Annotated in this window: 16 protein-coding genes and 1 riboswitch; of the genes, 12 read left to right on the forward strand and 4 right to left on the reverse strand. The window is 44.7% G+C overall.

What is annotated here, in order from left to right; genetic code table 11:
• The first annotated feature begins 52 nt into the window (after nucleotides 1-52).
• The 7 genes from AQUSIP_RS10440 to AQUSIP_RS10470 all read left to right on the forward strand — a co-directional run bounded on the left by AQUSIP_RS10440 (nucleotide 53) and on the right by AQUSIP_RS10470 (nucleotide 12381).
• The gene (locus tag AQUSIP_RS10440; RefSeq protein WP_114834633.1) at nucleotides 53-1513 is read left to right on the forward strand and encodes a CoA-acylating methylmalonate-semialdehyde dehydrogenase; all 1461 of its coding nucleotides are present in this window, start codon (nucleotides 53-55) and stop codon (nucleotides 1511-1513) included.
• Nucleotides 1514-1515: 2 nt separating this feature from the next.
• Nucleotides 1516-2412, forward strand: coding sequence for a 3-hydroxyisobutyrate dehydrogenase (gene mmsB, locus AQUSIP_RS10445; protein ID WP_232058691.1), 897 nt, complete (start codon nucleotides 1516-1518; stop codon nucleotides 2410-2412).
• Between the two features lie 129 nt (nucleotides 2413-2541).
• Nucleotides 2542-4062 carry an adenosine deaminase family protein gene (locus tag AQUSIP_RS10450; RefSeq protein ID WP_114834635.1) on the forward strand — a complete coding sequence of 507 codons (1521 nt, stop codon included), beginning with the start codon at nucleotides 2542-2544 and terminating at the stop codon, nucleotides 4060-4062.
• Between the two features lie 123 nt (nucleotides 4063-4185).
• The gene (ppsA, locus tag AQUSIP_RS10455) at nucleotides 4186-6642 is read left to right on the forward strand and encodes a phosphoenolpyruvate synthase (RefSeq protein WP_114834636.1); all 2457 of its coding nucleotides are present in this window, start codon (nucleotides 4186-4188) and stop codon (nucleotides 6640-6642) included.
• A gap of 328 nt (nucleotides 6643-6970) precedes the next feature.
• A complete protein-coding gene (locus AQUSIP_RS10460) occupies nucleotides 6971-8863 on the forward strand; it encodes an ATP-binding cassette domain-containing protein (RefSeq protein ID WP_114834638.1) in 1893 nt (630 codons plus the stop codon).
• 153 nt (nucleotides 8864-9016) lie between these two features.
• A complete protein-coding gene (locus AQUSIP_RS10465) occupies nucleotides 9017-10489 on the forward strand; it encodes a hypothetical protein (protein ID WP_114834639.1) in 1473 nt (490 codons plus the stop codon).
• A complete protein-coding gene (locus AQUSIP_RS10470) occupies nucleotides 10486-12381 on the forward strand; it encodes an ATP-binding cassette domain-containing protein (RefSeq protein WP_114834640.1) in 1896 nt (631 codons plus the stop codon). Before AQUSIP_RS10465 ends, AQUSIP_RS10470 begins: the two co-directional genes overlap by 4 nt.
• Nucleotides 12382-12422: 41 nt before the next feature.
• On the opposite strand, the gene ribH is transcribed toward AQUSIP_RS10470, so the two are convergent.
• From ribH to ribD, 4 genes are read right to left on the reverse strand one after another with little or no spacing between them, the layout of a single operon-like run.
• The gene (ribH, locus tag AQUSIP_RS10475) at nucleotides 12423-12872 is read right to left on the reverse strand and encodes a 6,7-dimethyl-8-ribityllumazine synthase (protein ID WP_114834641.1); all 450 of its coding nucleotides are present in this window, start codon (nucleotides 12870-12872) and stop codon (nucleotides 12423-12425) included.
• Nucleotides 12873-12874: 2 nt separating this feature from the next.
• Nucleotides 12875-14107 (reverse strand): 3,4-dihydroxy-2-butanone-4-phosphate synthase, encoded by a 1233-nt coding sequence (ribB, locus tag AQUSIP_RS10480; RefSeq protein ID WP_114834642.1) that lies wholly within the window; start codon nucleotides 14105-14107, stop codon nucleotides 12875-12877.
• Nucleotides 14097-14702, reverse strand: coding sequence for a riboflavin synthase (locus AQUSIP_RS10485; protein ID WP_114834643.1), 606 nt, complete (start codon nucleotides 14700-14702; stop codon nucleotides 14097-14099). Before AQUSIP_RS10485 ends, ribB begins: the two co-directional genes overlap by 11 nt.
• Nucleotides 14687-15784 (reverse strand): bifunctional diaminohydroxyphosphoribosylaminopyrimidine deaminase/5-amino-6-(5-phosphoribosylamino)uracil reductase RibD, encoded by a 1098-nt coding sequence (gene ribD / locus AQUSIP_RS10490; protein WP_114834644.1) that lies wholly within the window; start codon nucleotides 15782-15784, stop codon nucleotides 14687-14689. Before ribD ends, AQUSIP_RS10485 begins: the two co-directional genes overlap by 16 nt.
• 105 nt (nucleotides 15785-15889) lie before the next feature.
• A riboswitch (FMN riboswitch) is annotated at nucleotides 15890-16073 on the reverse strand.
• 120 nt (nucleotides 16074-16193) lie between these two features.
• On the opposite strand from ribD, the gene AQUSIP_RS10495 reads away from it, so the two are divergent.
• The 5 genes from AQUSIP_RS10495 to AQUSIP_RS10510 all read left to right on the forward strand — a co-directional run bounded on the left by AQUSIP_RS10495 (nucleotide 16194) and on the right by AQUSIP_RS10510 (nucleotide 21257).
• Nucleotides 16194-16481 carry a DUF6356 family protein gene (locus AQUSIP_RS10495; RefSeq protein ID WP_114834645.1) on the forward strand — a complete coding sequence of 96 codons (288 nt, stop codon included), beginning with the start codon at nucleotides 16194-16196 and terminating at the stop codon, nucleotides 16479-16481.
• Nucleotides 16482-16612: 131 nt separating this feature from the next.
• Nucleotides 16613-18334 (forward strand): acyl-CoA dehydrogenase family protein, encoded by a 1722-nt coding sequence (locus AQUSIP_RS10500; protein ID WP_232058692.1) that lies wholly within the window; start codon nucleotides 16613-16615, stop codon nucleotides 18332-18334.
• Complete coding sequence (locus AQUSIP_RS10505; protein WP_114834646.1) at nucleotides 18331-19053, forward strand: M48 family metallopeptidase; 723 nt, start codon at nucleotides 18331-18333, stop codon at nucleotides 19051-19053. Before AQUSIP_RS10500 ends, AQUSIP_RS10505 begins: the two co-directional genes overlap by 4 nt.
• A gap of 78 nt (nucleotides 19054-19131) precedes the next feature.
• Nucleotides 19132-19836, forward strand: coding sequence for a TVP38/TMEM64 family protein (locus AQUSIP_RS12495; RefSeq protein ID WP_232058693.1), 705 nt, complete (start codon nucleotides 19132-19134; stop codon nucleotides 19834-19836).
• Nucleotides 19836-21257 carry a dihydrolipoyl dehydrogenase family protein gene (locus AQUSIP_RS10510; protein WP_232058694.1) on the forward strand — a complete coding sequence of 474 codons (1422 nt, stop codon included), beginning with the start codon at nucleotides 19836-19838 and terminating at the stop codon, nucleotides 21255-21257. Before AQUSIP_RS12495 ends, AQUSIP_RS10510 begins: the two co-directional genes overlap by 1 nt.
• Nucleotides 21258-21259: the final 2 nt, after the last annotated feature.

Raw genomic sequence — 21259 nt, forward strand, 5'->3', positions numbered from 1 at the left:
TCACATTTGTTATCCCGTTTGGAGGGATCACATTATCCAGGGAAAAGGAATTATGCCGTACGATGTACCACACATTATTAATGGACAACCCATCGTAATAAAAGAGCGGAATCTGAATATTTATAATCCAGCGACAGGTGAAGTGATTGGACATGTTGGTGTTGCAGATCAGCTGTTGGTGGATAAAGCAGTGAAGGCAGCACAGTCTGCTTTTGAAACATGGTCGACGACCCCGCCTCCGCAACGTGCAAAAATTTTGTTTCAGTATAAATTCCTGCTTGACCAAAACATTGATCAACTTGCCAAGCTGGTGACACAGGAACACGGCAAGACATTGGCTGAAGCAAAAGCATCTGTGCAGCGTGGCATTGATGTAGTGGATTATACTTGCGGCATCCCTAACCATCTCAAAGGCAGCTTTGCGGAAGAAGTAGCAAAAGACATGGATTGCTATTCGTTGCATCAGCCGCTTGGAGTGTGTGCAGGCATTACGCCCTTTAATTTTCCTGCCATGATTGCGCTCTGGATGTTTCCCATGGCGATTGCTTGCGGTAACACCTTTATTTTAAAGCCATCGGAAAAAGATCCGTCCTGCTCTGTGCGATTGATTGAGCTTGCCATGGAGGCAGGCGTGCCCAAAGGCGTTATCAATCTGGTTCATGGTGACAAAGAAACAGTCGACGTGCTCTTGATGCATCCAGGCATCAAGGCGATCAGTTTTGTTGGATCAAGCGCAGTGGCCGAACATGTGCATCAAACAGCTACGATACATAACAAACGAGTACAGGCATTTGGCGGCGCCAAAAACCATTGTATTGTCATGCCGGACGCTGATCCGGATCAGGTTGCGGACGCACTCGTGACTTCAGCCTATGGATCAGCTGGCGAGCGTTGCATGGCGTTATCCGTTGCGACCATTATCGGTGAAAAATTTACTGACGCATTAATTGCCAAGATGAAACCCAGAATTGAGCAGCTTAAAATTGGACCCGGAACCGAAGCCGGCGTAGAGATGGGGCCTTTGGTCACGCAGCAGCATTGGGAGCGAGTAAAATCCTATATCGATATTGGCAAGCAGGAGGGTGCGACGCTGGTAGTTGATGGCAGTGAATACAAACCTAAAAATTTTGAAAGCGGATTTTTTATGGGCGGGACGCTTTTCGATCATGTTAAACCGTCCATGCGTATTTACCGCGAAGAAATTTTTGGTCCTGTTCTTTCAATCGTGCGCACACCGGATCTTAACACCGCGCTTAAACTGGTAAATGAGCATGAATACGGCAACGGAACGGCGATTTTTACACGCGATGGTTATGCTGCCCGCACCTTTGCCGAAAAAGTGCAGGCGGGTATGGTGGGCATTAATGTGCCGGTACCTGTGCCCGTTGCTTATCAAAGTTTTGGCGGGTGGAAGCGTTCCATTTTTTCAGATATAGGTATGTATGGATCGGAAGCAGTGCGGTTTTATACTAAACTAAAGACAGTGACACAACGCTGGTTTCCAAGGACATGAACATGACTACGATCGGATTTATCGGGCTGGGACATATGGGTCATCCCATGGTTCTGAATTTGCTGAAGGCGGGATTTACTTTGCATATATATGATGTAGTGACAGAAGCCATGCAAGATCTTACCCACCATGGCGCAATTGCTGCAGAATCTGTCGCTGCCTTGGCCGAAAATGCGGATGTGATCATTACCAGTGTGCAAACGGGCCAGCAGGTCAGCGAGATTTGCATGAGTCACGATGGCATTTTTTCACATGCCAAACCCGGCTTACTTTATATTGATTGCTCTTCCATTGACATCTCTACTACTCACTTGCTGCACGAGGAAGCACAAAAACTGCATATCGCCATGCTGGATGCGCCTGTTTCAGGCGGTGTAGCAGGAGCAGAAGCCGCTACTTTAACGATCATGGTGGGTGGTAATAAAGCGGATTTTGAACGTGCGCAACCCATCTTAAAAGCGATAGGCAAAAAAATAGTGCATGCGGGACCCGAAGGCTGCGGTCAGGCCGCCAAAATTTGCAATAATCTTTTGCTGGGCATTTCCATGATTGGCGTATGTGAAGCGTTTACTTTAGCGGAAAAGCTCGGCCTTGATCCCAAGAAATTTTTTGAAATTAGTTCCAATGCATCTGGACAATGCTGGTCCATGACTAGCTATTGTCCTGTGCCCGGCATTCTGGAGAATGTACCGGCCAATCGCGACTATCAACCCGGTTTTATGGCCAAAATGATGCTGAAAGATTTGCGTTTGGGGCAACATGCCGCTGAAGCGACGGATACAGTCATTCCTTTAGGCTCTGTAGCGACAGAGCTGTATGAGTTATATGTTAATCAGGGATTTGGCGAAAAGGATTTCTCAGGTATTATTAATCTTCTTGCGAGCAAGTTAAATGACTAAGAGGGGTACATTTCACGCGGGCATTTTACATCCATCGCGCCTATTTTGCCTGTTCAAATAAATTCCTGTATCATGGGTGGAGATTGAAAATTAAAAACATTAATAAACAATAAGGTACAGGTAAAACACATGCAAATCCGGCCATTTTTCGCTTTTGTTTTCTCCATCTTTTTCTTACTTACCAGTTTTCCCGTTGCCGCTCAATCCAGTCTTGAAAGTAGTGTGGAAAATTATTTTGAATCCATCCAGTCATCTCCACATGCATTATCAGTGTTTTTGCGTAGTATGCCTAAAGGCGGCGACCTGCATAATCATGCATCAGGTGCTACTTATGCAGAAAACCTGATCCGGTATGCCAAGAACGATGATCTTTGTATTAACAGACAAACTTATGCTGTTTTTGCTGATGCACAATGCACAGCAAGCGACCGCCTAGACACTGTTGTGACAGATCCAGCTTTATATGATGCTGTTATTGATGCATGGTCTATGCGTCATTTTGTGGCAGGAAAAGAATCCGGGCATGATCATTTCTTTGCAACGTTTGGAAAGTTTGGTGTTATTACTGGAAAACACAGCGGTGAAATGTTAGCTGAAATCAGTCAACGTGCGGCGATGCAGAATGAATTGTATGTTGAACTCATGGTGACAGCAGACAACAATGAATCTGGAAAGCTTGGCAAGCGGATAGGCTGGGATCCTGATTTTTCAGCCATGCGCGACAAACTGCTCGCAGCCGATTTTCAAAATATTATTCAGTCCATTTCGAAGCGATTGAATGATGATGAGGCTCAAAAATCTTCACTGCTTGCCTGCCAGTCAACACATCCCAAAGCGGGCTGTGGATTAAAAGTACGTTATCTCTATCAGGTATTACGCGAACAGCCGCCTGAAATGGTATTTGCTCAACTGCTTGCTGGTTTTGAAGCTGCTAGCAAAGACCCGCGTGTTGTGGGCATCAATATGGTGCAGCCGGAAGATGGTGTTATTTCCATGCGAGATTATGCCCTGCATATGCAAATGGTACAGTTTTTACATAACATTTATCCTAATGTCCGTGTCAGTTTGCATGCAGGCGAGTTGAATGACCAGCTTGTCCCACCCGAAGGTTTGAAATTTCATATTACTGATGCAGTGGAAGTGGCAGGTGCTAACCGTATCGGTCACGGCGTTGATATAGCGCAGGAAACAAAAGCCTATTCATTGCTGAAAGAAATGGCAGATAAGGGCGTCATGGTCGAGATAAACCTGAGCAGTAACGAAGGGATATTGGGTATTCAAGGTAAAGAACACCCGCTGCCGCTTTACCTGCGTTATGGCGTACCGGTTGCGTTGTCGACTGATGATGAAGGTGTCAGCAGAAGTAATTTGACGACTGAATATGTCAAGGCTGTTACTACCTATCATCTTTCCTATCCCACATTAAAAAATATGGTGCGTAACAGTATTGCTTACGCATTCGTCCCTGGCGAAAATTTATGGACTGATCGTGATTACCGTCAACCGGTTTCTGTCTGCGCTAAAGACAGCCTGGGTTCAGATAAACCTTCCTCGGCCTGCCGGGTATTTTTGGATGCGAACGAAAAAGCTAGTCTGCAATGGGAGCTTGAAAAACGATTCGTTGCGTTCGAACGACGCTTTAAAAATTAAAGTTCAGTAAAAGAGCGCTTGCGGAAACAAAAGTTTCCGCAAGGGGCTTTCAGGAGGAAAGCCTGTTTTATTTGTTATTTGCTAATGATAAAGTAAATTAATTTATCGAAAGGAATCGAGTCAATGACACATATTGTTAATCTCGCGGAAGTTAGCTTAGCAGATCTTGCCATTGTAGGCGGTAAAAATGCTTCGACCGGTGAAATGATTCAGCATCTTTCACGTGGCGGCATTAAAGTGCCAGGTGGCTTTGCAACGACCGTGGAAGCCTATAAGTACTTTCTGTCTCAACGTGATTTAGATAAAAAAATATTACGCATTCTTCACTCCGTCAAAATAAAAAATATGCAATCGCTTGCAAAAGCGAGCGCGGAAATCAAGCAATTGATCATTGCCACACCACTCCATAAGGAATTTGAACGGGAGATTACAGCCGCATACGCCAAGCTGAATAATGCTGCCGTAGCTGTTCGATCTTCTTCAACCGCTGAAGACTTGGCGAGCGCTTCATTCGCAGGACAGCAGGAAACGTTCCTAAATGTTAAAGGTATTCAATCAGTTTTACATGCGGTTAAATTGGTTTTTGCCTCTCTCTTTACCAGTCGCGCCATTGCCTACCGCATACATCATGGCTTTGATCATCATCAAGTCGCAATGTCTGTGGGTATTCAGCCCATGGTGCGCAGTGATAAAGGTGCAAGCGGTGTGATTTTCACGCTGGATACAGAATCTGGTTTTGACAAGGTGATACTGATTACAGCTTGTTATGGTTTGGGTGAATCTATTGTGCAGGGTAAGGTTAATCCGGACGAATTTTTTGTATTCAAGCCTTCGTTGCAAATGGGCAAGTTTGCATTACTTGAGCGCAAGCTCGGTGAAAAAAACAGCATGATGATTTATACCAAAGAAAAGAATCCGAAGAAATCAATTAAAAGTGTTATTGTACCTGAAGCTAAGCGTAATAAATTTTGTATCAGTGATGATGAGGTGCGAAAGTTGTCAGAACAGGCACTGATAATTGAACAACATTATGGCAAACCCATGGATATCGAGTGGGCCAAGGATGGATTGACCGGTGAAATATTTATTTTGCAGGCGCGTCCTGAAACAGTCAAAAGCCAGCATGTAAACACACAAATACTGGAACGTTTTGAATTGTCAAAGCCCGGTAAGGTATTGGTACAGGGACAAAGTGTAGGCCAGCGTATAGGACACGGCCCTGCCAAGGTTATCAAGGAAGCCAAAAATATTCATTCCATGAAACCTGGCAATGTATTGGTGACGGATATGACTGACCCTGATTGGGAACCTATCATGAAACTTGCCTCTGCTATTGTCACTAATCGCGGTGGAAGAACGTGTCATGCTGCTATTGTAGCGCGCGAATTGGGTATTCCCGCCATTGTGGGATGCGGAGATGCAACCAGTCAAATTTCAAATGATGAAATCGTTACCGTTTCCTGTGCTGAAGGTCAGACAGGATTCGTTTATGAAGGAAAAATTCCATACACGATCAATCAAATCAGCGTTGCGAACCTGCCAGAATTACCTGTCAAACTTTGCCTGAATATCGGGAATCCTGATAAGGCATTTACAACCCAGTTTCTCCCCAATGAAGGGGTGGGCCTTGCGCGATTGGAGTTTATTATTGCTCACATGATCGGTATTCATCCCAATGCATTATTGAGTTTTGATAAGTTGTCAAAAAAATTAAAGCAGCAAATTAGACAGCGCACAGCTGCTTATGCGAGCCCTGTTGAGTTCTACATTGAAAAATTACGCGAAGGGATTTCCACTATCGCCGCCGCCTTCTATCCCAAGCAGGTGATATTCCGATTTTCGGATTTCAAGTCCAATGAATATGCCAACCTGCTGGGTGGCTCACAGTTCGAACCGCAGGAAGAAAATCCCATGCTGGGTTTTCGCGGCGCTTCACGTTATATCAGCCCGCAATTCCAGCGCTGTTTCGAATTGGAATGCGAAGCTGTGAAACGCGTTCGTGACGGCATGGGCTTGACCAACGCACAGGTAATGATTCCCTTTGTGCGTACAGTTGATGAGTTAAAGAAAACCATTGAATTGATGGAACAATGCGGATTATCTCGCGGTAGAAATGAATTGAAATTGTATATGATGTGCGAAATTCCTTCGAACGTTTTACTCGCAGAGCAATTTTTAGAATTAATAGATGGTTATTCCATCGGATCAAATGATCTAACCCAATTAACATTGGGACTTGATCGGGATTCAAGCCTGGTGGCGCCATTATTTGACGAACGGGATGAGGCAATTAAAAAATTACTGCACGAAGTGATCTCTGTCTGTCATAAGAAAAACAAATATATAGGGATTTGCGGGCAAGGCCCTTCAGACCATCCTGATTTTGCAAAATGGCTGCTGGATGAAAAAATACAATCTATTTCTCTTAATCCGGACACCGTCGTGGACGCTTGGCTCATGTTAGCAAAAGATTTGCCTAAGCCCTCACGCAAGCATACAGAAACAAGCAAAGAATCCGCCTCTAACCTGAACCTTAATACGCTCGATACAGCGACCTTTATAAAATGTTCTTCAGCGTAGTTGGTTAGCACCGGCGTCTGACAGTTAAGACGCCGGCTTTTGCAAATCACCGCTCAATAATTGCATATATTTTATGCAGCCATGTTTTTATCTGGATTTTGGCTGGTTCGATAATACTGTCATCCTGAGAGCGTTTTTGGCTCGAAGGATTTTCCCCGATGTACAAAAGAAGATCCTCGCTTCGCTCAGGAGGATAGTTTTGTGAACGCCTTCAAAAATAGCCGAAGTCCAGCTTATAGCACACGGTATTTTTCCAGGAGCGGCTCTGTTCATTCCTATCTGGTATTCATATATACTTTGCGCTGATAATTTAAAGTAACTGCCACCCATGATTAGCTTACGTAACATCACCTTGCGCCGCGGCCAGACTATTTTGCTGCAGGACGTCAATTGGACCATTTATCACAAGCAGCGTATTGGGATCATAGGGGCGAACGGCTCTGGCAAATCCAGCTTGTTTGCCTTGTTGCTGCAGACGTTACATGCCGATAAAGGTGAGCTTGAAATTCCCCGGCAAATCCGCATTGCGCATGTAGCCCAGGAAACACCCGCTTTATCCATGTCAGCACTGGACTTTGTTCTGGATGGTGATATCGAATGGCGTGAATTACAAGCAGCGTTAAAAGAGGCTGAAGCAAAAAATGATGGTACGCGGATCGCCCTGCTGCACGAAAAGCTCAGCATTATTGATGGCTATACTGCACCCAGTCGGGCAGCCATTATCCTGGATGGGTTGGGCTTTAATCCGGAAGAACAACAAAAAGCAGTGAGTGATTTTTCTGGTGGATGGCGTGTTCGCCTGAATCTGGCAAAAGCATTGATGGCACGCTCGGATGTGCTGTTGCTGGATGAACCGACCAATCACCTCGATCTGGATGCCGTCATTTGGCTTGAGCAATGGCTTTTGAAATATGCGGGAACCTTATTACTGATCTCCCATGACCGTGATTTTTTGGATCAGACGGTTGATCACATTGCTCATCTTTCACACCAGCAGCTTAAATTGTATACCGGCAATTATTCTACCTTCGAAAAGCTGCGTGCCAATGAATTGCTCATGCAGCAAGCGGCATATGAAAAGCAGCAAAAAGCAATCGCGCATATGCAATCTTTTGTGGATCGATTTCGCTACAAAGCTTCCAAAGCGCGCCAGGCCCAGAGCCGACTAAAAGCATTAGAACGGATGGAAGTGATTTGTGCGGTTTCAGCCGAATCACCTTTTCAATTTCATTTCCGGCCGCCAGCACAATGCCCAAATCCTTTGTTGACACTTGAAAAAGCCGATGCAGGATATGGCGATAAATGTATTCTTCAGCATATCAATTTAAGCATTACCCCTAAGGATAGAATCACGATTCTTGGACCAAATGGTGCCGGAAAATCAACACTGATTAAACTGTTGGCGGGCGAACTCAGCCCTCTTCGTGGTAAAAGAGTGACAGGCCCGGGATTGAAAATAGGCTATTTTGCCCAGCATCAGGTTGACAGATTGCACCTTACTGAATCACCGCTCGCTCATTTGCGTGTGCTGGCAGAAAATGTACCTGAACTGGAATTGAGGAAGTACCTGGGTAGTTTTGGATTTTCAGGCGATATGGTATTAAAGTCAGTAGGACAGTTTTCAGGCGGCGAAAAATCACGCCTTGCGCTGGCGCTCCTGGTGTGGCAGCGACCCAACTTGCTACTGCTCGATGAGCCTACCAACCACCTGGATATGGACATGCGCAATGCACTCAGCATTGCCTTGCAGGAATATGAAGGCGCGATGATTCTAGTGACACATGACCGCTTTTTGGTGCGTTCAACCACAGACCAATTATTACTAGTGGCAAATGGTAAGCTGCAGCCTTTTGACGGTAATCTAGAGGATTATCAGCAGTGGCTATTCGAATTTCGCCGACAGCAAACCGCGGATACATCGGGATCACGAGACAAACCAGAAGAGTCACGTAAAGCGCAACGTCAGCATGAAGCAAAACAGCGAGAGCACCGCCGTCCTTTACTGCAGAAAATAAAAAAACTGGAAGATGAGCTGGCAAAATTACAAAAAGAAACGGCGCAAATTGAAGAAATGTTAACGGATTTGACGCTCTACGAGCCTCAGAATAAAGATCGGCTGCAAAAATACTTGTTGGCCCAGGCGCGCATCAAAGCCGCAGTCGAAGAGGCAGAAAATGCGTGGCTTAGCGCCTGCGAAGAAAAGGATCATCAAAATAACTAATTGATAATAATAGTTATTTATTGTAAATAGCCTGCTTGATAACACACTCGTATTTTTGTGTTTCTTGTTATATAAGTAGAGTTTGGGCTGAAAGAACTTTGCTTTCGAGCTAACAATAAATTGTATAAGAGCATTAAAAAATGAGGAGCCAATATGCCATTACTATTAAATCTGTGGGGTCCGGGTGAAAATGATGCAGGTCGACTGGAAATCAATGGCAAGGATCTAATTATCGAGTTTATCCCCCACACAAACTCGGCATCCGATACCAAACATGCGGCTATGCGCAGAGATCGTTTTAATTTTGCCCTTTCATTTTATTTATCTTATCTGCTCGAGGAACAGATTGATTACAGCAGCCTGGCCAGAATTACACAAGTCCAGGACGTTGAACGTGAAGGCTATTGTATTTTACTGAGCTTTAGCAAAAACGTGGATGCAGCTGTCATACAACTGCTCTTTGGGGGAGAATATTTGTCCCGCTCTGAATTGGCTAAATTTATGGATGAGGAATGCCGACGGAATATACTCGAGAAAACAGGAATTTATTTCAATCAGTTGCAGCAAAACAAGGATGAAATCAAAGAACGCAGTCATGGTGCTACCCGGCATCCTTTAGATGATTTAATCCAAGATGAATCCAATGAATTCGCAAAGCTAGATGCAGAGTATGAACTGGCAGCTAAAAACCATGCAAAGCATCTCGCGCAATATGAGGAAAAATTGGATGAGCAGAGCAGAAATCTGGCTCAACTGAACAAGGAGTTAAAGTTATTGGAACAAGCTATTAGCGAGTTCGCCCTAGAAGAAGAACAGCAGAAGAAGAAGTCACAGGAAGTCATGCTCGAAAAATATCACGAACTGATCACGCAGTTGGATCAGACTTATGCTGCAGCCAAGCTGCCTGTTGCGACGCCTTTGGTTACGTTGCATGAGCAAACAGGTATAGTAAATTCATCAGCTTTGGCAATCAAAATGGAATTTGAAACCCAGTTTGTGAAAATGGAAAATGCAATTGATCGAATTCAGCAAAGGAATCCTGTCGCTAAAATAGTGAATCAGTACGACGATGGTTTAAATAGTGAATTAGATGATAACAGAAATGTTTTTGAAGATTGGGCGGCGCAATCAAAAATCAAAACAGCTTACTATGCTAAAAGTATGGCCTTGCTGAAAAAAAATCTTGCTGAGTCTCAAACTGTACTAGTTTATGCAGCTTTTGAAGACCAGATTGCCATTCAGCGTACCATGAAAATAGAACAGCATCCCGATCATGAAATTTATGATGATATATGTATACTCGATGAGCAAGACAAGAAATTTTTTACCGAATTAGCTAAGCAAGTCACGTTAAATGCGCTCGCCCGCGAAGAAGAACTAAGAAACAAAATAGCGCTAGAGAACGCTCAAGTGACGGCGCCTGCTGCAAAACAGCTAACTTCTTATAAATCCCGGTCAAAGACAATGAGTTCCTCGTTTTATGAGGCGATGTCTAACTATACTTCGCAAGCGCGACAGCTGCTATTTACTACCTCAACCACCAATAAGGAAGTTGAGCTCAAGGAAAATAGCGGCACAATAACGCGCACTCGAGGTTTATCTTTTACACAGCAAAATAGCAAATGAGTTATCTAATTAGTCTTGATCATGTTTCACTCGCTTTTGGGCTGGATGCGCTGCTTGATAATGTCAAGCTGCAGATTGCTGGGGGCGAACGTGTTTGCTTAATTGGCCGTAACGGAGCGGGCAAGTCGTCGCTATTAAAAATTGTGGAAGGAACATGTCAGCCAGACAGTGGTACTGTCTGGCGTCAGCCGGGGCTACGGCTGTCCTGTCTTTCTCAGACGCTGCCTTCGGATCGTGAAATGACTGTGTATGAATACGTTGCGCAAGGGTTGGCTAGCACGGGTCAATTACTCGCAGCTTATCATGCGCTGACACAAAAAATTGCATTATCGCATACAGAGCGGGATTTAGCGGAACTGGAGCAATTGCAACACCGTATCGATGTTAATCAAGGATGGGCGTTTGAGCAGAATATCAATACCACACTAAGCCGACTGGAATTGAATGCGGACCAGAAAATGGCTGATTTATCCGGCGGCTGGCAGCGCCGTGCGGCACTTGCACGGGCCTTGGTGTCAGCACCTGATTTACTATTACTTGATGAGCCGACCAATCATCTCGATATTCATGCCATTCAATGGCTGGAAGAGTTACTGCTTTCAAGCAGCGTGACACTTCTGTTTGTGACGCACGATAGGACTTTGTTACGTCGTCTGGCAACACGTATTATTGAGCTGGATCGCGGACAACTGACTTCCTGGCCGGGTGATTATGATAATTTTCTGCGCCGCAAGGAAGAAATGCTGCACGCGGAAGCCAAGCAAAATGTAGAGTTTGATAAGAAGCTGGCGCAGGAAGAACGATGGATTCGGCAAGGCATCAAGGCTCGTCGTACGCGTAATGAAGGGCGTGTCCGCGCTCTTTATGCTATGCGCACAGAGCGGGCAAAACGTCGCGAAGTGCAGGGTGCATCATCCTTTAATATGAATACGGCGGAGCAATCCGGGCAGGTAGTGATAGAGGCAAAAAACATTTCCCACCATTTTAATCATACGCCGGTGATTCATAATTTCTCATTACGTATCATGCGCGGCGATAAGATTGGTCTCATCGGTCCCAATGGCGCTGGTAAAAGCACATTGCTGAATATTTTATTGGGGGAGTTGACGCCGCAACAAGGCTCTGTGACGCACGGAACCAAATTACATATCGCCTATTTCGATCAGTTGCGTCGTAATCTCGATTTGGAAAAATCTGTGATAGATAATGTTGCAGAGGGAAGAGAGTTTATTGAAATCAATGGTAATAGACGGCATATCATCAGCTATCTTGGTGATTTTCTCTTTACCCCGCAGCGTGCATTAACACCCGTTAAAGCGCTATCCGGAGGCGAATGTAACCGTTTACTGCTGGCGAGATTGTTTTCCCAGCCGGCTAATTTACTGGTCATGGATGAACCGACTAATGACCTTGATATTGAAACCTTGGAATTACTTGAAGAATTACTCAGTGAATATCAGGGCACACTGTTATTAGTGAGTCATGATAGAACTTTTTTGGATAATGTGGTAACCAGCACGCTGGTATTTGAAGGCAATGGTAAGGTGAGAGAATATATAGGCGGTTATCAGGACTGGTTGCGTCAGAGAAAAACAGAACCTGCACCGATGCTTCAGCCAGCACGCCAGCCAGCGCAGGCGATTCATCAAAAAATATCAAAGCAAAATAAAAAATTAAGCTATAAAGAGCAGCGTGAGTTGGATAAATTGCCGGCAAAGATCGAGGCACTGGAACACCAACAGAACGAATTACAAACCGAAGTTTCAAGTCCCGAATTTTATAAAAAGTCCCCTGATGTTGTTACCGAAACATTGGCAAAGTTGAAGAAAATATCCACGGATCTGGAGCAAGCCTATCAACGTTGGCAGGAATTGGAAGATCGATCATCCTGATATTTTGGGTTGTCACACGGGAACGATCCCGTGTGACAATATTAAATTGAATCCCCGGTTTTAATTGACTGCATTAGGTTTACCATTTGAATCGCCGCATCTGCTGCTTCAACGCCTTTGTGGCCTATTTTGCCGCCCACACGGTCTTCAGCCTGCTGCATATTGTTGGTCGTTAAAACGCCAAATATGACAGGAATTTCATAATCCAGCATCACGCGCTGACAACCTTGGCTCACCTGCTCACAAACATAATCATAATGATCTGTATCGCCTCGAATGACGCAGCCGAGACAAATAATGGCTGCATATTTTTTTGATTTTGCCAGCAATTGTGCAGGGAGAGGAATCTCAACTGCACCAGGGACACTGATCACAGTGATACTGTCCTGGTTAATGCCTTGAGCCTTTAAACCTGATAAAGCGCCTTCAAGTAATTTGTCTGTTATAGATTGATTGTACTGACTGACGACAATGGCAAATTTATTTTTCATTATCAAATTTCCTTACTGCTTAATTGCAAATCAAGGTGAATGGAGTGATTGAGCTTTTGTTTTTTGGTAAGCAGATAATGGCGGTTATGTTCATTATCAAAAGCGGGCAGCGCCACTTGGGTGACGTGGTCAACACCGTAGGCGATGAGGTCATTAATCTTATGCGGATTGTTTGTTAATAACTGTACGCGATTAATGTGCCGATTACGCAGGTAATTGGCTGCAATATAATATTTTCGGGCATCCACCGGCAATCCCAGTTTTTGGTTAGCTTCAACGGTGTCATAACCCTGTTCTTGCAGTGCATAAGCTTTTATTTTGTTGAATAAACCAATGCCTCTGCCTTCCTGACTCAGGTAAATTAACATACCGCCTTCTTCACTGATTTTTTTCAAGGCGAAGTGTAATTCCTGGTGGCAGTCACAACGCTGCGAAGCGAATAAATCACCGGTCGTGCAAGAGGAATGGACGCGCACAAGCAAAGGCTCATCTGGGGCGCGTGGGGCTTTGGAGAGGACCACATGCTGTTCGCCGGTAATTTTTTCTTTTATGACAGTGATGTTAAACATTCCGTAATTTTCAAGCGGAAGCGATGTAGCAGTTTCTTCTTCAATCAGATTTTCGCGATTAAGACGATAAGCAAGGATGTCATTCACGGACAGCAAGGTGAGCCCATGCTGGGCAGCAAAATTTTCCAATTGCTCGCCGCGCGTCATCGTGCCGTCTGTGTTCATTAGTTCACAAATGACTGCAGCGGGTTTTAAACCTGCCAATCGCATTAAATCAATGGAACCTTCGGTATGGCCTTGGCGTTCCAGCACCCCGCCGTCTTTGGCATGCAAGGGGAACACATGGCCGGGTCTTGCCAGATCTTCCGGTTTTGCATCATCACTGATAGCGAGCTGAACAGTCTTTACACGATCTGCCGCGGAAACACCACTTACTTCTTTTGCATCAATGGAAATTGTAAAGGGTGTACTGACAAAACTGGTATTTTCATTCGGTGGAACCATCAAGGGTAATTGCAATTGTTTTAATTTATCGGAGGTAAGCGGCAGACAAACAATGCCGCTGCCTTCACGAATCATAAAATTCATGATTTCAGGTGTAATCATTTCAGCTGGAAACACCAAGTCACCTTCATTTTCACGGCTGGCGTCATCCGTCAAAATAACCATTCTGCCTTGGCGCAGTTCCGCGAGCGCTTTTTCCACGCGTTTAATTTCAGGACGCATTAGCATACCCTCCCAGCAATTTTTCAACATATTTACCCATTATGTCGACTTCGATATTAATCATGTCGCCTTCGCTATATTGATGTGTGATGGTGACGGCCTGTGTATGGGGGATAAAGGTTACTGTAAACCATTCAGGCGTGGATTCGATGACGGTGATGCTCATGCCATCCAGGCCAATATAGCCTTTGGGCACCACGTATTTTGATAATTTTTCCGGGAGACTGATTTTCACCAGCCAGGCGTCACTCGCATCGTTTTTTATTTCTAGGATTTGACCGATCCCATCCACATGGCCTTGCACGTAATGACCGCCAATACGACGATTTAATGTCAATGAGCGCTCTAGATTAACCTTGCTGCCGACGGTGAGCCGATCCAGATTGGTTAGCCGTAAGGTTTCAGGAACAGCAGTAACCTGGAAGCTTTGGTCGGTAAACTGGGTAACAGTTAGGCATACGCCATTCACAGCAATGCTGTCGCCCACAACAAGGTCGTTAAAGACAGATTGAGGTGAAATGGTAAATTGTTTGCATCCATTTATTATTTCCAGTTGAGTAATGATACCCATTGTTTCGACTATTCCGCTGAACATGTGTGCTCCTTATAATAGTTGGCTTCAAAATGAAAATCGCCGTGGATTTGAGAAAACTGGACGTAAGGGATAAGCTGTTTTTGTTTCATAGCGCCTATAATCACAGGCGCAAGATAGACATGGATTTTGTTTACTAGGTTTTTTCTGAAAAAACTCTCATGTATAGTCATCCCGCCTTCGACCAGCAGACTAGTAATATTCTTTTTGCCAAGTTCGTCCAAAAGACTTGATAAATCAACCCGACCTTGTTCATCGGGAGGCAAAACCAGTACTTCAATATTTTTATCGCGCAAGGCCTTGTGCTGATCTGCCTTCATTGCATCAGTTGTAGCTAGCAGGATTTTAGCGGGCATTGAGGAATCAAAAAGCCGTAAATCAAGCGGTAGTTCACCGCGGCTGGATAAAATAAGGCGAACAGGATGTTTGATGTTTTTTTCATTCTCTGCATCAAGACGGACAGTGAGCAGTGGGTTGTCGTCGATGGCTGTGCGCGCGCCAATTAAAATAGCATCAACTTGTTGTCTTAGCAGATGAGTAGTATGCCGTGACTCACTGCTGGAAATATTTTTGGAATCGTGTGGATGAGTGATGGTTTTTCCATCCAGTGACATGGCCCATTTGGCAATCACAAAGGGACGCTTATGGCGCATGAAATGAAAAAATATTTCATTTAAGCGGCTTGCTTCTGCCTCTAGCATGCCCGTTTCAACCGTTATTCCTGCTTCCCGCAGCGCTTCAATGCCTTTACCTGCCACAAGTGGATTGGGGTCAAGGCAGGCGACGTAAACTTTTTTTATACCTGCCCGAATAAGGGCATCCGTGCAAGGCGGTGTTCGATTGTAATGGCAGCAGGGCTCGAGTGAAACATAGGCAGTTGCGCCCCGGGCTGCGGTTCCAGCTTCACGCAGAGCATAAATTTCTGCATGCGGTTCACCCGCGCGTTGGTGAAATCCTTGTCCGACAATGCGGTCATCTTTGACGATAATGCAACCTACCATCGGATTAGGCGAAACCGTCAAACGGCCTTGTTCAGCCAGTTGAAGTGCGAGTGACATGAAGCTTGAATGGGTTGTTGCCTGCATGTATTAAGCCCTTATAGTCGGCTTCGGGGCTTTTTATGAATGCATGCCACAACATACCGGCAGTTGTGACCTATTTAGGGCAACAACAGAAGGATATGTTTACTGGCTTATCTTCTTTCATCCGGACTTTAACCGTCGGCTCTGGATTTGCACCAAATCTGCTGACCAGCTCTCATGGGGCAAAATGGCCTCATGAAAGTGCGCTCGCGGGCTTTTTGCTACCGATTAATTATCAATAAGTTAGCAAATTACCGCCGGTAGGGAATTACACCCTGCCCCGAAGATAAGGCATGAAAAATAATCGTAAATAGAGGTTTTGTCAATACAGATCAGGCGAGTGACGGTGGAGTGTAATAGGCGATCCATGTAAAATACGGCCATTCTGTCTTGCAAAAGGAATGGCGTCATCATGAAGAACATTTTTACCGATCACCCCAAAAGTATAGGAGAAAGCTATCTACAGCATTTCAAATTTGCTTTTCTGTTTGGGATGAACATGCTGATAGCGGGCGTCGCCTGCCTGGTTCATGCTATTTTTCCTTTTCTTTTTCAGAAAACAGGAAGCAATATTCTCTTGAAAATGACCCGGCATTTTGTCGAACGCATGCCGAGGACAGAAGACAGGATTGTTTCACTTTCACAGTCGCTCGAGCGCAAAATTCATGAAAATGCAAAAAAGGAATTTATCCGGCATTAATGGCACATCATTAAAGCGTCAACCATATTCTGGCTGTTTCACTCAGGTATTTCGTTAGCTAGATAGATTCTGGGCGGTTTGTTATTCTTGTGATTACGCATATTAAATTTAACTTATATCAATGGTGAATCATGGATGAACTAAACGACGAGGTGCAACAAGCTGCAAGAATTGCATTGATGGAATGGCAGGCTGATATTAGCAAGAATAGCTATACCCGCGACAATGATTTAATTCATACAGTACAATTTTCATTGCCGAACACGTTTTCAACGTTTAACGCCGAGCTAGAAGCCTTCGGTGATGCAGTAGCAAGCAGGTTAGAACCGCTTGTGAATGAAAATAACCTGTCTGCTAACTTGCCACATTTAGACGAATATGACGCATTGGGTGAGCGTATCGATAAAGTAAAACATCATCCTAGTTATATTGAGGCGGGTGATATTATTTATGCATCCCGCCTGCTTGCCAAAATGGCAAAACCTGGCGGCTTGGTAGAATGCCTGTCACTCCTGTTTCTGTCTTCGCAAGCGGGCGAGGCCGGGCACAATTGTCCTATAGCCTGTTCAGCCGGCATCATTCGGGTTTTACAGCGTGTCCCCGATTTTCCTGACAAAGCCTTTTATCTGGAAAAATTATTATCGCCTTCCTTTCAAACTAACTTTACAGGTGCGCAATTTTTGACAGAAATACAAGGCGGGTCAGATGTCGGTCAAAATGCGGTGCGTGCTGAACATGATCAAAAAGAAGGATGGCGCATTTATGGTGAGAAATGGTTTTGTTCTAATGCGGGTGCCAATCTGATTTTTATTACCGCGCGGTATGATCAGACTGTTCAGGGTACAAAAGGATTGGGATTGTTTCTTGTGCCCGCCGAATGGAAGGGGAAAAAAAATCATTATCGATTAAGGCGGTTGAAGGACAAAATTGGTACACGTTCCATGGCGACGGGTGAAATTGATTTTTGCGGTGCTCACGCCATTCCGGTGGGTTCGTTAGAAGAAGGCTTTCATCTTGTCATGGATAATGTTTTACATTTATCCAGGTTGTTTAATGCTTTTTGTGTATTGGGGATGGCCCGTCGCGCGTACACAATCGCACGCGCGTACGCAAAATACCGTGAAGCGTTTGCGCATCCCATTTTGGATTACCCTTTAATCCGCGAAAATTTGGCCCGTATCAAGGCTGAAAATGCGGCTATGCTGGCGGCTATTTTTGCCACCGCTCGATTGCAGGATCAGCTGGATATAGGAGAATGGCCCAATCAGGATGGAAAGTTATTATTAAGATTACTCGTCAATATACAAAAATACCTGACAGCGCTTTACTCGGTAGAGCATATTCATCATGCGCTGGATGTATTGGCCGGTAACGGTACAATCGAAACATTTTCATCGCTTCCACGTTTATTGCGCGACTGCATTGTGTGCGAAAACTGGGAAGGAACACATAATATTTTGCGCATGCAAGTTCTGAAAGATATTCTTAAGTATGATATTGATCAGATCTACATAACGTTCATGCAAGGTGAATTTGCTAAATTAGATGTTACGTCAAAACACACACAATTGCTGGCGGAAAAACTCAATGAATTTGAGCGCGAATTAAGCCAGTTTCGCCAGCTTAATCCGGAATTGCAATCACTTAATATTCAATTTATTGTAGATAGAATGGCGATTTTATATTGTGCTTTAATGCTGTTAATCGAAGCGCAGGATCAGAAAGAAAAAAATAAATCGGCATCAAAACTGGATTGTTATCAGTATTTTTATATACTGCATATAGCCGATAAAAAAATACATTATGACCAGGCATATCTTGATCTGATAACTAGGATCATCTCAACTGAATGAGTAACAACGCGTCTATAAATGATACCGCTTTGATTACATGGCCGCCGCTTTTTTTCATTAGAAAGCACCGACGTGCGCGACATGTAAAAATCAGGGTAACAAAAACACATCAACTGGAAATCACTGTCCCATATCGATTTAATATCCGGGAAATTCCCGCAATTCTGGAAGAGAACAGAAGCTGGATTACTAAACACTTGCAACGTTTACAACCCTGGTATCCTGACGTATTGCCAGAAAAGATAGACATACACTTTCTCAGGCAAAGCTGGACGGTAACTTATATGGCATGTCAATCGCGTTTAAAGCTGGTTTGCCGCCCAGATAATGAAATTGTACTGATGGGCGACGTGCATAACCATGAAACTTGCAAGACATTACTGGGTAAATGGCTAAAACAGCAGGCTAAACTGGTTTTGATACCGCTGCTCGAAAAACTTAGTCTGCAAACGGGGCTACAATATAAGCATGTCACTATTCGCAACCAGAAATCCTTATGGGGCAGTTGTACTTGCGATAAGGCAATCAATCTTAATTATAAGCTCATCTTTTTGCCGCCTGAACTCGTTACCTATGTCATGATTCATGAGCTTTGTCACCTTCGTCATCTCAATCATTCCCCTCAGTTCTGGGCGCTGGTCGCCCAATTCGATCCTGCCTGGCAGGATCATCGGCGTTCACTTCGTGGCACAGACCAATATATCGCTCCCTGGCTTTAAATACGTTTACTGTGCGACATGTTACACATTTGTTGATAAAATCGGAATGTTATACCCGGTGAGAAGGAAAGCAGAGGGATGACAATGCATTTGAAATTGCTGTTAAGATGGCTCCCGCTTTGTTTGATCGTTATTGGACTAGGCTGCGTTTTTTATTTTGGCTGGCACCGATACCTCAGTTTTTCTGCGTTAAAAGATTATCATGCGTTATTACGCGGCTGGGCAGAGGCACATTATCTACTGACCGCTATTATCTACATCATGGTTTATATCGTTGCGGTTGCGTTATCTGTGCCGGGGGCGGTGTTTATTACGCTGACAGGCGGTTTTTTATTCGGCCCTATTGCGACGCTTTATGTTGTGACAGGTGCGACACTTGGCGCGACACTTTTGTTCCTTGCAGTACGCAGTGCATTGGGTGTCTCGCTTGCAGCTAGGGCGCGCGGTTGGGTGGCGAAAATGGAAAAAGGCTTTAATGAGAATGCATTTAACTATCTGCTTATTTTAAGGCTCATTCCTCTTTTTCCTTTTTGGGCAATTAACGTTGCCGCGGGATTGCTTGCCGTACGGCCTGTCACATTTATTGTGGCTACTTTTATAGGCATTATTCCGGGTACTTTTGTGTATGTGATGGTGGGAAATGGCTTAAGCACCGTTCTGGCTTCCGATCAGGTGCCTCAATTAAATGTTATTTTTGCACCTCCCATTCTATTACCGTTGCTGGGCCTTGCGCTGCTTGCATTATTACCCGTCATTTATAAAAGATGGAAAAGGAGATCCTGATGACGATGCTCCACGTTGATCTTTGTGTGATTGGTGCCGGTTCAGGTGGGTTAAGCACCGCAGCCGTTGCTGTCCAGATGGGAGCGTCAGTCGCTTTAGTGGAAGCTGGGAAAATGGGTGGTGATTGTTTGAACTATGGATGTGTGCCATCCAAGTCACTTTTGGCAGCAGCAAGACGCGCTCAGGATATGCGTGAAGCAGAACAGTTTGGGTTATCGGCCATGGAAGTGTCGGTTGATTTTTCAAAAGTCATGGCGCATGTTCACGGTGTTATCCAGACCTTGAGCGCCAACGATTCTGTTGAGCGGTTTACCAAATTGGGTGTGCAAGTCATTCAAAAGCCAGGCACGTTTAAAGATAGCCGCACACTGCTTGCCGGCGATACTATTATCAAAGCCCGCCGTTTTGTGATTGCAACAGGATCTTCTCCCGCCATACCGCCCATCCCAGGGCTAGAGAAAGTGCCTTTTTATACCAATGAAACGATTTTTGATGTGATTAAAAAACCCGAACACCTTATTGTCATTGGCGGTGGCCCCATTGGTTGCGAATTGGCACAGGCATTTTTACTGCTGGGTGCCCGTGTAACGCTGTTGGAGGCTTTTAACATTCTGCCGCGTGATGAGGAGGATCTGGTAGGCGTTTTGCGCGAGGAACTAATAAAGAACGGATTAACCTTGCATGAAAGGGTGAAAATCACGCAAGTTAATCAGCGAGAAGGCCAAATTGACATTGTATTTGAAAAAGAGGGGCAGCAGCAGATAGTGACCGGTTCTGATTTGCTCGTCGCGACTGGGCGCCAAGCCAATATACAAGGGCTTAATCTGGAAGCGGCAGGTGTTCGCTATTCAAAGAAGGGGATTGACGTGAATGCCAGCTTGCGAACAAGCAACAAATATATTTATGCAATCGGCGATGTTGTAGGCCCGTATCAGTTTACCCACATGGCAAATTATCACGCAGGCATTGTGATTAAAAATATTTTGTTTCGCTGGCCAGCCAAGGTGAATTATTATGCCGTGCCATGGGTAACCTATACGGGGCCCGAACTTGCTCATGTAGGTTTAAGCAGTAGGGAGGCACTCAAACAATTTCCTGACGCGCGTGTGCTGACATGGGATTTCACCGAAAATGACCGGGCTCAGGCAGAGCATAGAACGCGGGGAAAAATAAAAGTGGTGACCACGGCCAGAGGGAAAATCCTAGGCGTATCCCTATTGGGACCGCATGCAGGTGAACTATTATTACCGTGGATCCTGGCAGTGCAGGATAAGAAACACATACGAACCATGACAGATGTAATCGTGCCTTATCCTACGTTGAGCGAAATAAGCAAACGAGTAGCAGGAGAATTTTATACATCTTTACTTTTTTCTAATCGTATTCGAAAATTAGTACGGTTTTTACGTATTTTTGGATAATC

Origin of the sequence: Aquicella lusitana (assembly GCF_902459475.1) — a bacterium.
Lineage (GTDB): Bacteria > Pseudomonadota > Gammaproteobacteria > DSM-16500 > DSM-16500 > Aquicella > Aquicella lusitana.

Excerpts from the sequence above, each read along its gene's own strand:
- AQUSIP_RS10440 (WP_114834633.1), top strand. The coding sequence starts at position 53 with ATGCCGTACGATGTACCACACATTATTAATGGACAACCCATCGTAATA.
- mmsB (WP_232058691.1), top strand. The coding sequence starts at position 1,516 with ATGACTACGATCGGATTTATCGGGCTGGGACATATGGGTCATCCCATG.
- AQUSIP_RS10450 (WP_114834635.1), top strand. The coding sequence starts at position 2,542 with ATGCAAATCCGGCCATTTTTCGCTTTTGTTTTCTCCATCTTTTTCTTA.
- ppsA (WP_114834636.1), top strand. The coding sequence starts at position 4,186 with ATGACACATATTGTTAATCTCGCGGAAGTTAGCTTAGCAGATCTTGCC.
- AQUSIP_RS10460 (WP_114834638.1), top strand. The coding sequence starts at position 6,971 with ATGATTAGCTTACGTAACATCACCTTGCGCCGCGGCCAGACTATTTTG.
- AQUSIP_RS10465 (WP_114834639.1), top strand. The coding sequence starts at position 9,017 with ATGCCATTACTATTAAATCTGTGGGGTCCGGGTGAAAATGATGCAGGT.
- AQUSIP_RS10470 (WP_114834640.1), top strand. The coding sequence starts at position 10,486 with ATGAGTTATCTAATTAGTCTTGATCATGTTTCACTCGCTTTTGGGCTG.
- ribH (WP_114834641.1), bottom strand. The coding sequence starts at position 12,872 with ATGAAAAATAAATTTGCCATTGTCGTCAGTCAGTACAATCAATCTATA.
- ribB (WP_114834642.1), bottom strand. The coding sequence starts at position 14,107 with ATGCGTCCTGAAATTAAACGCGTGGAAAAAGCGCTCGCGGAACTGCGC.
- AQUSIP_RS10485 (WP_114834643.1), bottom strand. The coding sequence starts at position 14,702 with ATGTTCAGCGGAATAGTCGAAACAATGGGTATCATTACTCAACTGGAA.
- ribD (WP_114834644.1), bottom strand. The coding sequence starts at position 15,784 with ATGCAGGCAACAACCCATTCAAGCTTCATGTCACTCGCACTTCAACTG.
- AQUSIP_RS10495 (WP_114834645.1), top strand. The coding sequence starts at position 16,194 with ATGAAGAACATTTTTACCGATCACCCCAAAAGTATAGGAGAAAGCTAT.
- AQUSIP_RS10500 (WP_232058692.1), top strand. The coding sequence starts at position 16,613 with ATGGATGAACTAAACGACGAGGTGCAACAAGCTGCAAGAATTGCATTG.
- AQUSIP_RS10505 (WP_114834646.1), top strand. The coding sequence starts at position 18,331 with ATGAGTAACAACGCGTCTATAAATGATACCGCTTTGATTACATGGCCG.
- AQUSIP_RS12495 (WP_232058693.1), top strand. The coding sequence starts at position 19,132 with ATGACAATGCATTTGAAATTGCTGTTAAGATGGCTCCCGCTTTGTTTG.
- AQUSIP_RS10510 (WP_232058694.1), top strand. The coding sequence starts at position 19,836 with ATGACGATGCTCCACGTTGATCTTTGTGTGATTGGTGCCGGTTCAGGT.